Origin of the sequence: Pseudomonas sp. HN8-3 (genome assembly GCF_020790195.1) — a bacterium.
GTDB classification, from domain to species: Bacteria; Pseudomonadota; Gammaproteobacteria; order Pseudomonadales; family Pseudomonadaceae; genus Aquipseudomonas; species Aquipseudomonas synxantha_A.
The window spans coordinates 5,261,899-5,274,986 of sequence record NZ_CP086206.1; the positions used below are offsets into that span (position 1 = coordinate 5,261,899).

Consider the following 13,088-nt stretch of genomic DNA (forward strand, 5'->3'; position numbering starts at 1 on the left):
AATGATCAAACGCAATCTGCTGGTTATGGGCCTTGCCGTGCTGCTGAGCGCTTGCGGCTTCCAGCTGCGCGGCACCGGCACCAACGAGCTGTCGCTCAAGGAACTCGACGTCAGCGCCCGCAACGCCTATGGCGAAACCGTCACCCAGCTGCGCCAGACCCTGGAGAACAGCGGCGTGCACGTGTACAACGGCGCGACCTACAAACTGATCCTGACGGACGAGAAAGAAACCCAGCGCAATATCAGCTACGCCAGTGCCGGCCGTGCGTCCGATGTGGAGTTGAACACTGCGCTCTACTTCGAAGTACAGGGTCGCGATCAGTTGCCGCTGATGGGTGACAAGATCCAGGTGCAGAAAGTCGTGAGCCACGATGGCAATAACCTGGTGGGTTCGGACTCCGAGACCCTCCAGGTGCGCAAGGAAATGCGTCGTGAGCTGATCCAGCGCATGATGACTCGCCTGCAAATGCTGACCCCGGAAAAGCTCGCCGCCCTGCAGCAAACCGCTGACAACAAGGCCAAGGCTGACGCCGATGCCCTGAAAGCCGCGCAAGAGTATGAAGACAACACGCCGAAACAATCGCCTGTTGAAGTTCCTGTCGAGTAAGCCAGACGGGGCGCCCCTGGCGCCCCGTTCGCCCTGCCTATGAAACTCGCCCCCGCCCAACTCGCCAAACACCTGCAAGGTGGCCTCGCGCCTGTTTATATCGTCAGCGGTGATGACCCGCTGCTGTGCCAGGAAGCCGCCGACGCCATCCGCACTGCCGCGCGCCAGCAAGGCTTCGATGAACGTCAGGTATTCAGTGCTGACGCCAGTTTCGACTGGGGTACCCTGCTGCAAGCCGGCGCGAGCATGTCGCTGTTTGCCGAAAAGCGCCTGCTGGAGCTGCGCCTGCCCTCGGGCAAGCCGGGCGACAAAGGTGCGGCGGCGCTGATGGAGTACTGCTCGCGCCCTGCCGAAGACACCGTGCTGCTGATCAGCCTGCCCAAGCTCGATGGCAGCGCGCAGAAAACCAAGTGGGGCAAGGCACTGGTAGAAGGTGCGCAAACCCAGTTCATCCAGATCTGGCCAGTGGACAGCAACCAGTTGCCGCAGTGGATTCGTCAGCGCCTGTCACAATCGGGGCTGGCGGCGACACAAGATGCCGTGGAGCTGATCGCCGCCCGGGTCGAGGGCAACCTGCTTGCCGCCGCACAGGAGATCGAAAAGCTCAAGCTGATGGCCGAGGATGGGCAGATCACCGTCGAAACCGTACAAGGCGCAGTGGCCGATAGCGCTCGCTTTGATGTGTTCGGCCTGGTCGATTCGATCCTCAACGGTGAGCCCGCCCACGCGCTGCGTATGCTTGAAGGCTTGCGTGGCGAAGGGGTGGAACCGCCGGTGATCCTCTGGGCCCTGGCCCGGGAGCTGCGAGTACTGGCGAATATCGCCTTGCAATACAGCCAGGGCACACCCCTGGACAAATGCTTCAGCCAGGCCAGGCCTCCGGTGTGGGACAAGCGCAAACCGCTGATGAGCAAAGCCCTGCAACGGCACTCGGCGCAACGCTGGGCGCAACTGTTGCTGGAAGCGCAACGCATCGATGCGCAAATCAAGGGCCAGGCAGCCGGCTCGCCGTGGATGAGCCTGAGCCGTTTGTCGCTATTGATGGCCGGCCAGCGCCTCACCCTGCCAGCCGAATAACCCTCTCTTGAAAACACCATAGATCCAATGTGGGAGGGGGCTTGCTCCCGATGGCAGTGTGTCAGGAATTTATGTTTCACTGATGTACCGCTATCGGGAGCAAGCCCCCTCCCACATTTGACCTGCGTACCTTTCCTACACTTCGCGGGGCTTTACAGCCGCTCAACTTAGGCAGATTATTTGCCCGCTCCACCACCCACAGAGACTAGACACCATGAGCAAAAAGCCATCCAAGCATGGCCCCAACAAGGCCAAATCCATCATCGCCCAGCCACTGTTCCGCAGCCGTCAGGAACGCGCCGGCAAGGGCAAAGGCAGCTACCGCCGCGAAGCCTTCCAGTCTAATAGCTGGGAGGCTTCTTACTTTCTGGCTGCCTGAAGGCAAGCGCCCCTCTGGCATGATAAGGTCTGTACCTGATTTGTAACCCCCTGGACCTGTGCATGCCCTCTAGTCTTTCTCGTCGTTGGCACCTACGCCAATTGATCGCTGCCTCCAGCCTCATTCTGCTTGTCGCCTGCGCGGAAAAACCCACCGCCGCGGACGCTCAGCCCCTGCCCAAGCTCCAGACGGCACCGGCTATCGCACCGGCTGTGGTAGCCCCCTTGGCAGTGGATAATCTTGATATCCAACCGACCCAGACCTTTGCCGAATGGCAGGCTGGCTTCCGTGCGCAAGCGCTGCAAGCCGGGATCACTGCGGCTGTGTTCGATAACGCTTTTGCCGGCGTCACCCCTGATATGGCGGTGATTCGCGCCGACCGCAGCCAACCGGAATTTTCCCGCCCGGTGTGGGAATACCTCGACGGCGCCCTGTCACCGGTGCGCGTGCGCAATGGTCAGGCGCTGCTGGTCAAGTACGCCGATATTCTGCAAAGCATCGAACAGCGCTATGGCGTCGACCGCCAGGCACTGGTCTCGGTGTGGGGCATGGAGAGCAACTTCGGCGCGTTCCAGGGCAATAATTCGGTGATCCGCTCCCTGGCCACCCTGGCCTATGAAGGCCGTCGCCCGGCCTTTGCCCAGGCGCAGCTGCTGGCAGCGCTGCAGATCATCCAGCATGGTGATATTCAGGCCGACCAGATGAAAGGTTCCTGGGCTGGTGCGATGGGCCAGACGCAGTTTATCCCGACCACCTATAACACCCATGCGGTGGACTTTGACGGTGATGGTCGTCGCGATATCTGGAACAGCCCGTCCGACGCCCTCGCCTCCACGGCGCATTACCTGCAAAGCTCCGGGTGGCAGAAAGGCCAGCCATGGGGCGTTGAAGTGCAGCCGCTGCCGTCGGGCTTCGACTACAGCCTGGCCGATGGCGGCGTGCGCAAGACCGTGGCGCAATGGCTGCAACTGGGCATCCAACTCCCCCCTGGCGTGAGCCTGCCGGCCAATGTCGACCAGTTGTCCGCCGCCCTGCTGTTACCGGCTGGCTACCGTGGCCCGGCATTCCTGGTATTGGATAACTTCCGCGCAATCCTCAAGTACAACAATTCGTCGTCTTATGCGCTGGCGGTTGGCCTATTGTCGGAGCGATTTGGCGGCGGCGGTGTGATTCGTGGCAGTTGGCCCAAAGATGAGCTGCCGCTGAGCCGCTCCCAGCGTATCGACCTGCAAACGGCACTCAGCGCCAAAGGCTATGACGCCGGTAATCCGGATGGGATTATCGGCGCCAATACGCGCAAGGCGATTCGCGCGGCGCAGCAGGCGTTGGGCTGGCCGGCGGATGGGTATCCGACGGTGAAGTTGCTGGAATCACTGCAAGGCCGGTAGATTGACTTATGGCGACTACCGCAATCGGGGGCAAGCCCCCTCCCACACTTGGAATGCATTCCAAAAATGTGGGAGGGGCTTGCCCCCGATTGCGGTTTAGCAGACTGTAAAAAACTCAGGGGTTGAACACTACATCCTGCTCCAACACCACCCGCCGCTCCCCCGCATCCAAGCGCACCAAAGCACCCATCGGCAACGTCAGGTTGGGGTCGCAATGCCCACTGCGCCAGCCGGCCAGCACCGGAACGCACAGGGGTTCGAAGGTCTGCTTCAGCAACCGCTCCAGCGCACCGTTATCCACACCCGCCACATCCCCTACCAGCACACCGGCGACCTGGGCCAGCTTGCCGGCCAGGCGCAGGTGAGTCAGCAGGCGGTCGATACGATAAAGCGGCTCGTTGACGTCCTCGATAAACAGGATGATGCCTTCGGCGTCTATCTCATACGGCGTGCCCATTGTTGCAGCAATCATCGACAGATTACCGCCCAGCAAGCGCCCACAGGCAATGCCTGGCTCGATCGTGGTCAATGGGTAGGCCACCGGGTGCGCAAGCACACTGCCGGCGCCCAGTTGGCCACGCAGCAGGCTGAACAGGGAGGATTCGGTTGGCTGTTGCTTGTCGCCCAGCAGGTCGGCATTGAGCATCGGCCCGTGGAATGTGACAAAACCGGCGTAACGGTTGATCGCCAAGTGCAAGGCGGTGATATCGCTGTAACCCACGAATGGTTTGGGGTGGGCGCGCAGCAGGTCGTAGTCCAGCGCGTCGAGCAAGCGCGGCGTGCCGTAGCCGCCGCGCAGGCAGAAGATGGCATCGACGTCGGGATTGGCGAAGGCGGCATGCAAATCGCGCAGACGCACTTCATCGCTGCCGGCCAGGTAGCCGTCGCGCTCGTATACACCGGGGTAAATACGCAGGTCGTAACCGCGGGCACGCATCCATTGCCCGGCTTTTTCAACATCCAGCGCGGCAGGGCCAGCGGGGGCGATCAGGCCGATGGTGCCTTCGGGGCGCAGTGCAGGTACGGCGGCGGTCATCTATGGTTCTCCCTATATGACGCAGAACGAAATGTGGGAGCTGGCTTGCCTGCGATGCAAGCGCCTCGGTGTATCAGTGACACCGAGGCGCTTGCATCGCAGGCAAGCCAGCTCCCACACAAGCCAGCATTTCACATTGATTCTGGGGGCGGCTTACGAAACCAGGCTCGCCTTGACCAGCTTGGCCTGCTCGTCGGCGTGGTACGAAGAACGCACCAACGGGCCCGACGCCACGTTCTTGAAGCCCATCTTGTAACCTTCCTCGGCGAACCAGGCGAAGGTGTCCGGGTGCACGAAACGCTGCACCGGCAAGTGGCTGCGCGATGGTTGCAGGTACTGGCCCAGGGTCAGCATGTCGATGTCGTGTTCGCGCATGCGCTTCATGACGTCGATGACTTCTTCGTCGGTCTCGCCCAGGCCCAGCATCAAGCCGGATTTGGTCGGGATGTGCGGCATCATCTGCTTGAATTTCTGCAGCAGGGTCAGCGACCACTGGTAGTCCGAACCCGGACGCGCAGCCTTGTACAGGCGCGGTACGGTTTCCAGGTTGTGGTTGAACACATCCGGCGGCTCGGCGGCGGTGATTTCCAGAGCCACGTCCATACGGCCACGGTAGTCCGGCACCAGGGTTTCGAGCATCACGTTGGGTGACAGCTTGCGGATCTCACGGATGCAGTCGGCGAAGTGCTGGGCACCGCCGTCGCGCAGGTCGTCACGGTCGACCGACGTGATCACCACGTACTTGAGTTTCAGGTCGGCGATGGCGATGGCCAGGCTTTGCGGCTCGTTGACGTCCAGAGGTTTCGGACGGCCGTGGCCTACGTCGCAGAATGGGCAACGACGGGTGCAGATGTCGCCCATGATCATGAACGTGGCGGTGCCGCCAGAGAAGCATTCACCCAGGTTCGGGCAGGACGCTTCTTCGCATACGCTGTGCAGTTTGTGTTTGCGCAGCAGGGACTTGATACGGTCGACTTCCGGCGAAACCGGGATGCGCACGCGAATCCAGTCGGGTTTCTTCGGCAGTTCGGTGGTCGGGATGATCTTGACCGGGATGCGTGCAACCTTCTCGGCGCCGCGCAGCTTGACGCCGGCTTCCACCTTGGCACGCGGGGCCGGGGCTGGACGCTCAGTGATGTCCAGCGTCGGGATCATGGTTTGCACAACATCAGTAGTCATATCAATCGATTCCGCCCGTCAGGGTCGTCTGCTCTGCATAGTCGAGGTGTTTGACGAGCTGCGCGCGCAGCCGGGCACTAACCTCGGCAAATTTAATCGGTGTGGCATGATCGCTCAGTTGGGTCATCGCCAGCCCGGCATAACCGCACGGGTTGATCCGCCGGAACGGCGCCAGGTCCATGTCCACGTTCAAGGCCAGGCCATGAAAGGAACAACCGTGGCGAATACGCAGCCCCAGAGAGGCGATTTTCGCGCCGTCTACATACACACCGGGTGCATCGGGCTTGGCCGCGGCGGTCACGCCATAACTGGCCAGCAGCTCGATCAGGCAAGCCTCCATGCGGCTGACCAGGTCGCGCACGCCAAAACCCAGCTTGCGCACATCCAGCAACAGGTAAGCCACCAATTGCCCTGGGCCATGGTAAGTCACTTGGCCACCCCGGTCGACCTGCACCACCGGAATATCACCCGGAAGTAACAGATGCTCGGCCTTGCCGGCCTGCCCCTGGGTGAATACCGGCGGGTGTTCCACCAGCCAGATTTCATCCGGGGCAGAGGTGCCGCGCTCGTTGGTAAAGCGCTGCATTGCATGCCAGACCGGCTCGTAGGCCATCTGGCCGAGCTCGCGAAAGCCCAGAACGTGCGACATCACAGCACCATGTGCACGAAGCCGGTGGCCCGCAGTTCGCTGTTGATGTTGTAGAGCTGGTCCTGATCGGTCGCAACGATGTGCAACTGAATCGTGGTGTACTTGCCGGTGGAGCTTTGACGCTCGTCCACGCGGTTGTCGTTGATCGTCGCGTGTTTCCTGACGATTTCGAGAATCTTGTCCTTGCGGCCGACACCGGTATCGCTGATCACCTTGACGGGATAATCCGTCACAGGGAATTCGATCTTTGGCGCCTTTACTTCTACGTCTTTATCGGTCATGGCAGAACAGCCTCGTAAGCGCTAAGCCGTGGCGACGGGCAAAGCCCCGCGCTGGATCAACGCGGGGCTTTGCAGGTGCACACAATCAGTTGAACAAGCCGTAGAAGAATAGACGGATGCTATCCCATACGCGGCGGAAGATACCACCTTCCTCGACAGCGTCCAGCGCGATCAGGTCGGCGCTATGCACCACCTTGTCGTCCAGCTTGACTTCGACTTTACCGATCACGTCGCCCTTGGCGATTGGGGCGACCAATTGCGGGTTCAGGGTCATGCTGGCGGCGAGCTTTTTCAGCTGGCCTTTAGGCATGGTCAGGGTCAGGTCGTCAGCCAGGCCGGCCTTGACTTGGGAGGTGGCGCCTTTCCATACCGGCGCGGTCGCAAGCTCGGCACCCTTCTGGTAGAAGGTCTGGGTTTCGAAGAAGCGGAAGCCGTAGGTCAGCAGTTTTTGCGTCTCGGCCGCACGGGCCTGTTCGCTGTTGGTGCCGAATACCACGGCGATCAGGCGCTGGCCATCACGCACAGCGGACGACACCATGCAGTAGCCGGCTTCGTCGGTGTGGCCGGTTTTCAGGCCGTCGACGGTCTTGTCGCGCCACAGCAGCAGGTTGCGGTTAGGCTGCTTGATGTTGTTCCAGAAGAACTCCTTCTGGGAGTAGATCGCGTAGTGCACCGGGTCAACGCGGATGATCGCGCGCGCCAGGATCGCCATGTCGTGAGCCGACGAATAGTGCTCTGGGTTCGGCAGGCCGGTCGGGTTCATGAAGTGGCTGTTGGTCATGCCCAGGTCGGCGGCAGTCTTGTTCATCACGTCGGCGAACGCATCTTCGCTGCCGGCGATGTGCTCGGCCAGGGCGACGCTGGCGTCGTTGCCGGACTGGATGATGATGCCGTGCAACAGGTCACTGACGGTGACTTGCGAGCCGACCTTGATGAACATCCGCGAACCACCGGTACGCCAGGCGTTTTCGCTGACGGTGACCGGATCGTTCTCGCCGATCTGGCCGCGACGGATTTCCAGGGTCGCGATATAGGCAGTCATCAGCTTGGTCAGGCTGGCTGGCGGCAGGCGTACATCACCGCCGTTTTCGACCAGCACGTTGCCACTGGCGGCGTCCATGAGGACCCACGACTTGGCGGCCAGTTGCGGGGAGGCCGGCACCATTTCAACCGCCCAGGCGGCCGGGGTGATGATCAGCGAGATAAGCAGGCACGTGCGTTTGGCTAAGGTGGTGATGTTCATCCGTCTCTCGAAATTGCTTATGGAAACTTGCCCTCGCGGGCAAAACTATTCAGACAGCCCGCTTCCAGACTGTCACGTGTTCGGTTGCCCGCTCACCCCTTGCCCCTGGGTTTTTATTGTTCAACGAGCCAACAACCTGGACTCAAGCGCGCAGGCGCACCTGAGCCATCAATCCGTTACTTATTCTGCGGTGACCACGCTGGGTTGCCCCAGGTTGGCCAGGCGGACGCTGTTCTGCACTTGCGCCACTTCACTTGGCGAACCGATCGGGCCCATGCGTACACGGTGCAACGTTTGCTGGTTACGCACGATGGAGCTGATGAAGACCGGCGCGCTGACCATACCGCTGAGCTTGGACCTTAACAGTTCTGCCGCATCCGGGTTGGCGAAAGCACCGACCTGCAGGTATTGCCCGCCCGCCATCGAGGCGCCCGGTGCTGCGTGAGGGACGACGACGGTATCCGGAGCATGTTGCGCCGGCGGCGGCGTCCACTGCTCGATCTTGCCGGTCGAGGCCGTCACTTGCGGTTGGGGGGTTGCCGGTTCGTTAAGCATCAACGGCGCCGGCTTGCCACGCTGGGCCCAATACTGTGCCGGGTCGATGCCCTCGACTTTCACCCGTGCAGTGCCGGTTTCGGCGTATCCAAGCTTCTTGGCCGCGGCGTAGGACAAATCGATGATCCGGTCCGAATAGAACGGCCCGCGGTCGTTGACCCGCAGGATCACCGTACGGTTGTTGTCCAGGTTGGTAACGCGAACATAGCTGGGCAACGGCAGGGTCTTGTGGGCCGCGCTCATGCCGTACAGGTCATACACCTCGCCATTGGCGGTGTTCTGGCCATGAAACTTGGTGCCGTACCAGGACGCGGTGCCGGACTGCACGTAAGTCTTGGATTCCTGCAGCGGGAAGTAATTCTTGCCCAGCACGGTGTAGGGGTTGGCCTTGTAGGGGCCGGTGTGCAGAGTCGGCGTGGCGTCCGGGATTTTCGAGACATCCACATCCCACCACGGCGCGCCGTCTTTGTGCGCACGGTTGATGTCCAGGCCCGGCTGGGCGAGCACCACCGCGCCACCGGCCTTCTTGGCAGGCGCACGGTTAGGGGTGGTGGAGCAACTGGCAACCAGCAAGGACAACGCGGCGAACGCCACCAGCTTGAGCGGTTTTTTGAACGGCGATACCCGCATTACTTGTTGCCCCGTGCTTGAACCAGCTCATCTGACAGCTGATGCACGGCCATGGCGTACATCACACTGCGGTTATAACGCGTGATTGCGTAGAAATTCTTCAGGCCCATCCAGTATTCCGGGCCGTTTGCACCTTCCAGGCGGAATGCCGTCACCGGCATGTCGTCGCGTGGCGCATTCTGACTCGACCAGCCCAGCGCTCGCAACTCCCCGACGGTCTTGACCGGCTCGATACCCTGGGTCAAGCCTTCATCGGCGCGCTCACCTGTGACATCGGCGCGGATAACCACCGGTTCGCCGCCAACCCAGCCGTGACGCTTGAAGTAGCTGGCCACGCTGCCGATGGCGTCGTCGGGGTTGCTCCAGATATTGATATGGCCGTCGCCGTCAAAGTCCACCGCATAGGCGCGAAAGCTGCTCGGCATGAACTGCGGCAAGCCCATCGCGCCGGCGTACGAGCCCTTGAGTGTCATCGGGTCGACCTGTTCTTCGCGGGCCAGCAGCAGGAATTCGCGCAGCTCCTTGCGGAAGAATTCGGCACGCGGCGGGTAATCGAAGCCCAGGGTCGACAAGGCGTCGATCACCCGGTAGCTGCCGGTATTGCGGCCGTAGAACGTTTCAATGCCGATGATCGAGACGATGACCTGGGCCGGCACGCCGTATTCCTGCTCGGCGCGGGCCAGGACGGCTTCATGCTGGCGCCAGAAGTCCACGCCGCGGGCAATACGTGCGTCAGTAAGGAACATCGGGCGATATTCCTTCCACTGCTTCACGCGTTCGGCGGGGCGGGAAATGGCGTCGAGGATCGCCTGCTTTTTCTGGGCTTCGCGGAACACGCCCATCAGTTGCTCGCCAGCAAAACCGTAGTCGCGGGTCATCTCACCGACAAATTCGGCGACCTGGGGTGAACCATCGTAGTCACCGGCCTGCGCCTCTTGCGTTGCCCCCAGCAGCCCAATCAGGCCCATCCAGGTCGCATGCCGAGTCGCCCAGCCGCGCATTACTTGCATTGACATCTTCACCTTATTCAAACCTGTGCGATCCACTTGCGATGCGTATGAATCGACATCAAAACCCCAAACGCTGACAGCAATGTCACCAGCGAAGTTCCGCCGTAGCTAATGAATGGCAACGGCACCCCAACCACCGGCAGCAGGCCACTGACCATACCGATGTTGACGAAAACGTAAACAAAAAAAGTCATGGTCAGGCTGCCGGCAAGCAATTTACCGAACAGCGTCTGCGCCTGGGCGGTAATCACCAGGCCGCGACCAATCAACAGCAGATAGATCAACAATAAGGCGCAAATGCCCACCAGGCCGAACTCTTCGCCCATCACCGCGATGATGAAGTCGGTATGACTTTCGGGCAAGAAGTCCAGATGGGACTGGGTGCCCAGCAACCAGCCTTTGCCGAATACGCCGCCGGAACCGATGGCCGCCTTGGACTGGATGATGTTCCAGCCGGTGCCCAACGGGTCGCTCTCCGGGTCGAGGAACGTCAGGATCCGTTGCTTCTGATAGTCGTGCATGAAGAAGAACCACATGGCCACGGCCACGGGGACGGCAGCGGCCAGCACGCTGAGGATCCAGCGCCAGCGCAAGCCCCCCATAAACAGCACGAACGCGCCACCGGCCAGAATCAGCAATGAGGTGCCAAGGTCAGGCTGGCGCACGATCAGAATAAACGGCACGCCGATTAGAAGCAGGCTGATCACCACGTGCTTGAGCTGTGGCGGCAAGGTGCGCTTGGACAAGTACCAGGCGATGGTGGCCGGCATCAGGATCTTCATGAATTCCGACGGTTGGAAGCGAATCACCCCGGGAATGTTGATCCAGCGCGTGGCTCCCATGGCGTTATGGCCCATGACATCCACCACCACCAGCAGCAACACGCCGGCGACATACCCCAGCGGCACCCAACGCGCCATGAAGCGTGGTTCAAGCTGGGCGATCACCACCATCGACAACAGGCCCAGGCCAAACGAGGACGCCTGTTTGATCAGCAGGTCCCAGTTCTTGCCGCTGGCCGAATACAGCACGAACAGGCTGCCGGCCGCCAAGGTCAGCAGCAGGATCAGCAGGGGGCCATCAATGTGCATGCGTTGCAGCAACGTCGCACGGCGACGCATCACATCCTCGCTGGAGAGGATGCGGTCAAAATTACTCTTCACGGGCCGTAACCTCGGGGCTTGATGGGGGGCCGCCATATTCGGGCTTGAGCTTGCCATCCTCGGCCAACAGCCAGGCATCCATGATCTGCCGCACCACGGGCGCCGCGACGCCAGAGCCGGACTCACCGTTCTCGACCATCACCGAGACCACGATTTTCGGGTCGTCAGCCGGGGCGAAGCCGACAAACAAGGCGTGGTCGCGGTGACGCTCCTGAACCTTGGAACGGTCATATTTTTCGCCCTGCTTGATCGCGACCACCTGGGCCGTACCACTCTTGCCGGCGATGCGGTATTGCGCGCCGGCTGCCGCCTTGCGTGCGGTACCCCGTGCGCCGTGCATGACTTGCTGCATGCCGTGGTTGACCTTGGCCCAGTCCGACGGGTCGCGCAGCACAATATCGGGAATCGGGTTGTCGTCTACCGGCTTTTCGCCTTCGATGGTCTTGGCCAGGTGCGGCCGATTCCAGATGCCTTTATTGGCCACCAGCGCCGTGGCCTGGGCCAGTTGCAGCGGCGTGGCCTGCATATAGCCCTGGCCGATCCCCAGGATCAGGGTTTCACCCGGGAACCATGCCTGACGGCGCGTCGCACGCTTCCATTCCCGCGACGGCATCAGGCCGGGAGACTCTTCGAACATGTCCAGAGAGACTTTCTGACCGAGGCCGAACTTGCCCATGTAGGCAGACAGGCGATCGATCCCCAGCTTGTGGGCCAGGTCGTAAAAATAGGTGTCGTTGGAGCGCATGATCGCGGTGTCCAGGTCGACATAGCCGTCACCGGAGCGGTTCCAGTTACGGTATTTGTGATCATAGTTGGGCAGCATGTAGTAGCCGGGGTCATAGACCCGACTGGAGGCCGTGACCACGCCGGAATCCAGGCCGGCGATCGCCACCGCCGGCTTGATGGTCGAACCCGGTGGATACAGGCCGCGCAATACGCGGTTGAACAGCGGTCGATCGATGGAGTCGCGCAGCTCGGCGTAGGCCTTGAAGCTGATGCCGGTGACGAACAGGTTAGGGTCGAAACTCGGCTGACTGACCATCGCCAGCACTTCGCCGGTTTTCGGGTCCAGCGCCACCACGGCGCCACGCCGGCCACCCAGGGCCATCTCGGCCGCTTCCTGCAACTTGATGTCCAGGCTCAGCACAATGTCCTTGCCCGGTATCGGGTCGGTGCGCTTGAGCACGCGCAAGACGCGGCCGCGGGCGTTGGTCTCGACTTCTTCGTAACCCACCTGGCCGTGCAGCTCGGGCTCGTAGAAACGCTCGATGCCGGTCTTGCCGATATGATGGGTGCCGCTGTAATTGACCGGGTCGAGGGTTTTAAGCTCTTTCTCGTTGATCCGCCCCATATAGCCGACCGAGTGGGCAAAGTGCGCCCCTTGCGGATAGTGGCGCACCAACTGCGCCACCACTTCCACACCCGGCAGACGGAACTGGTTCACGGCGATTCGGGCGATCTGCTCTTCGGTCAGCTCGAACAGGATCGGCACCGGCTCGAACGGCCGGCGCCCCTGCTTCATGCGTTTCTCGAAGATCACCCGGTCTTCCGGCGTCAGTTGCAGCACCTCGACAATCACATCGAGCACCTGCTGCCAGTCGCCGGAACGCTCACGGGTCATGCTCAGGCTGAAGCTGGGGCGGTTATCCGCGACCACCACGCCATTGCGGTCGAAGATCAGCCCACGGGTCGGCGGAATCGGCTGCACATGCACCCGGTTGTTTTCCGACAGCGTGGAGTGATAGTCGTACTGGATCACCTGCAGGAAATACAGACGCGCAATCAGCACGCACATCAACGCCACCACCAAAATCGCACCGAACACCACCCGCGCGCGTACCAGACGTGCGTCTTTCTCGTGGTCCTTGATGCGGATCGGCTGGGTCATCGG

13 protein-coding genes are annotated in these 13,088 nt (G+C 61.4%); 4 read left to right on the forward strand and 9 right to left on the reverse strand.

Features of this window, described 5'->3' with window-relative positions; all coding sequences use genetic code 11:
* Position 1: 1 nt before the first annotated feature.
* The 4 genes from lptE to LJX92_RS23395 all read left to right on the forward strand — a co-directional run bounded on the left by lptE (position 2) and on the right by LJX92_RS23395 (position 3,451).
* The gene (gene lptE / locus LJX92_RS23380) at positions 2 to 607 is read left to right on the forward strand and encodes an LPS assembly lipoprotein LptE (RefSeq protein ID WP_032879303.1); all 606 of its coding nucleotides are present in this window, start codon (positions 2 to 4) and stop codon (positions 605 to 607) included.
* A 39-nt stretch (positions 608 to 646) separates the two neighbouring features.
* Complete coding sequence (holA, locus tag LJX92_RS23385) at positions 647 to 1,684, forward strand: DNA polymerase III subunit delta (RefSeq protein ID WP_228309015.1); 1,038 nt, start codon at positions 647 to 649, stop codon at positions 1,682 to 1,684.
* 214 nt (positions 1,685 to 1,898) lie between these two features.
* Positions 1,899 to 2,063 carry an alternative ribosome rescue factor ArfA gene (arfA, locus tag LJX92_RS23390; protein ID WP_003176285.1) on the forward strand — a complete coding sequence of 55 codons (165 nt, stop codon included), beginning with the start codon at positions 1,899 to 1,901 and terminating at the stop codon, positions 2,061 to 2,063.
* 62 nt (positions 2,064 to 2,125) lie between these two features.
* Positions 2,126 to 3,451: a lytic murein transglycosylase gene (locus LJX92_RS23395; protein ID WP_032879301.1), complete on the forward strand. Its 1,326-nt coding sequence runs from the start codon at positions 2,126 to 2,128 to the stop codon at positions 3,449 to 3,451.
* Between the two features lie 115 nt (positions 3,452 to 3,566).
* On the opposite strand, the gene LJX92_RS23400 is transcribed toward LJX92_RS23395, so the two are convergent.
* From LJX92_RS23400 to mrdA, 9 genes are all read right to left on the reverse strand, one after another.
* Entirely contained in the window at positions 3,567 to 4,487 is a 921-nt protein-coding gene (locus LJX92_RS23400; RefSeq protein ID WP_148854013.1) for a S66 peptidase family protein, read from the reverse strand.
* 153 nt (positions 4,488 to 4,640) lie between these two features.
* Positions 4,641 to 5,642, reverse strand: a complete 1,002-nt coding sequence (lipA, locus tag LJX92_RS23405) for a lipoyl synthase (protein ID WP_179119850.1) — start codon at positions 5,640 to 5,642, stop codon at positions 4,641 to 4,643.
* A gap of 25 nt (positions 5,643 to 5,667) precedes the next feature.
* A complete protein-coding gene (lipB, locus tag LJX92_RS23410; protein WP_032879294.1) occupies positions 5,668 to 6,315 on the reverse strand; it encodes a lipoyl(octanoyl) transferase LipB in 648 nt (215 codons plus the stop codon).
* The gene (locus tag LJX92_RS23415) at positions 6,315 to 6,596 is read right to left on the reverse strand and encodes a DUF493 domain-containing protein (RefSeq protein ID WP_005791752.1); all 282 of its coding nucleotides are present in this window, start codon (positions 6,594 to 6,596) and stop codon (positions 6,315 to 6,317) included. Before LJX92_RS23415 ends, lipB begins: the two co-directional genes overlap by 1 nt.
* 85 nt (positions 6,597 to 6,681) lie before the next feature.
* Entirely contained in the window at positions 6,682 to 7,839 is a 1,158-nt protein-coding gene (locus tag LJX92_RS23420; protein WP_005791754.1) for a D-alanyl-D-alanine carboxypeptidase family protein, read from the reverse strand.
* A gap of 180 nt (positions 7,840 to 8,019) precedes the next feature.
* Positions 8,020 to 9,024 (reverse strand): septal ring lytic transglycosylase RlpA family protein, encoded by a 1,005-nt coding sequence (locus LJX92_RS23425; RefSeq protein WP_228309016.1) that lies wholly within the window; start codon positions 9,022 to 9,024, stop codon positions 8,020 to 8,022.
* The gene (gene mltB, locus LJX92_RS23430; RefSeq protein WP_005791758.1) at positions 9,024 to 10,034 is read right to left on the reverse strand and encodes a lytic murein transglycosylase B; all 1,011 of its coding nucleotides are present in this window, start codon (positions 10,032 to 10,034) and stop codon (positions 9,024 to 9,026) included. Before mltB ends, LJX92_RS23425 begins: the two co-directional genes overlap by 1 nt.
* A 17-nt stretch (positions 10,035 to 10,051) precedes the next feature.
* Complete coding sequence (gene rodA, locus LJX92_RS23435; protein WP_050549432.1) at positions 10,052 to 11,155, reverse strand: rod shape-determining protein RodA; 1,104 nt, start codon at positions 11,153 to 11,155, stop codon at positions 10,052 to 10,054.
* Positions 11,156 to 11,186: 31 nt separating this feature from the next.
* Positions 11,187 to 13,085, reverse strand: a complete 1,899-nt coding sequence (gene mrdA, locus LJX92_RS23440; RefSeq protein WP_032879291.1) for a penicillin-binding protein 2 — start codon at positions 13,083 to 13,085, stop codon at positions 11,187 to 11,189.
* Between the last annotated feature and the right edge of the window lie 3 nt (positions 13,086 to 13,088).

Coding starts and splice junctions, on each gene's coding strand:
- lptE (WP_032879303.1), top strand. CDS start 2: ATGATCAAACGCAATCTGCTGGTTATGGGCCTTGCCGTGCTGCTGAGC.
- holA (WP_228309015.1), top strand. CDS start 647: ATGAAACTCGCCCCCGCCCAACTCGCCAAACACCTGCAAGGTGGCCTC.
- arfA (WP_003176285.1), top strand. CDS start 1,899: ATGAGCAAAAAGCCATCCAAGCATGGCCCCAACAAGGCCAAATCCATC.
- LJX92_RS23395 (WP_032879301.1), top strand. CDS start 2,126: ATGCCCTCTAGTCTTTCTCGTCGTTGGCACCTACGCCAATTGATCGCT.
- LJX92_RS23400 (WP_148854013.1), bottom strand. CDS start 4,487: ATGACCGCCGCCGTACCTGCACTGCGCCCCGAAGGCACCATCGGCCTG.
- lipA (WP_179119850.1), bottom strand. CDS start 5,642: ATGATCCCGACGCTGGACATCACTGAGCGTCCAGCCCCGGCCCCGCGT.
- lipB (WP_032879294.1), bottom strand. CDS start 6,315: ATGTCGCACGTTCTGGGCTTTCGCGAGCTCGGCCAGATGGCCTACGAG.
- LJX92_RS23415 (WP_005791752.1), bottom strand. CDS start 6,596: ATGACCGATAAAGACGTAGAAGTAAAGGCGCCAAAGATCGAATTCCCT.
- LJX92_RS23420 (WP_005791754.1), bottom strand. CDS start 7,839: ATGAACATCACCACCTTAGCCAAACGCACGTGCCTGCTTATCTCGCTG.
- LJX92_RS23425 (WP_228309016.1), bottom strand. CDS start 9,024: ATGCGGGTATCGCCGTTCAAAAAACCGCTCAAGCTGGTGGCGTTCGCC.
- mltB (WP_005791758.1), bottom strand. CDS start 10,034: ATGCAAGTAATGCGCGGCTGGGCGACTCGGCATGCGACCTGGATGGGC.
- rodA (WP_050549432.1), bottom strand. CDS start 11,155: ATGCGTCGCCGTGCGACGTTGCTGCAACGCATGCACATTGATGGCCCC.
- mrdA (WP_032879291.1), bottom strand. CDS start 13,085: ATGACCCAGCCGATCCGCATCAAGGACCACGAGAAAGACGCACGTCTG.